The sequence below is a fragment of the Actinoplanes sp. ATCC 53533 genome (genome assembly GCF_003947245.1).
Window position 1 is genome coordinate 1 of the sequence record NZ_QHHV01000590.1, and the last position, 712, is coordinate 712.

1 protein-coding gene is annotated in these 712 nt (G+C 68.1%); it reads left to right on the forward strand.

Annotation, left to right across the window (positions count from 1 at the left end):
- On the forward strand, positions 1-604 hold a 604-nt coding region (locus DMB66_RS60185; RefSeq protein WP_199753325.1), incomplete at its 5' end, for a Mu transposase C-terminal domain-containing protein.
- Positions 605-712 lie beyond the last annotated feature (108 nt).

Consider the following 712-nt stretch of genomic DNA (forward strand, 5'->3'; position numbering starts at 1 on the left):
GTTCTTCCGGACCGTGCGGGAGCAGTTCCTCGTCGAGATCGGCTCCGGCCGCGAACTCGACGACATGATCGCGCTGAACACGCTGTTCACCGCGTGGGTCGAGACCGTCTACCACCGCCGCACGCATTCCGAGACCGGCGAGGCCCCGCTGGAGCGCTGGCAGCCGGTCGGCACCCCGGCGTTGCCGTCGCCGCAGCTGCTGCGGGAGGCGTTCCTGTGGTCGGAATGGCGCACCGTCACCAAAACCGCCACCGTCGGTCTGCACGGCAACCACTACGAAGTCGACGCCGCTCTGGTCGGGCGCAAGATCGAACTCGTCTTCGACCCGTTCGATCTCACCGCCCTCGAGGTCCGCTGGCACGGCAGATCGATGGGCAAGGCGATCCCACACAAGATCGGCCGGCACGTGCACCACAAGGCCCGCCCCGACGACACCACACCACCGCAGCCGGCGGTAACCGGGATCGACTACCTGCGCCTGGTCGAGGCCGAACACACAGCCGAACTGGCCACCAAACTGCGTTACTCGCAACTGGACGACGACCAACTGCCCGGCCAACTCACCCTGCCCGGCACCGACCCGACAGACGAGGTGCCGGCGTGATCGACAAACTGCAAGCGCACTACGGCTTCACCCGCACCCCGTTCGGCAGAGCCCTGGCACCGCAGATGCTGCACCGCCACGGCGGCCACGCCGAAGCCGTCGCCCGCA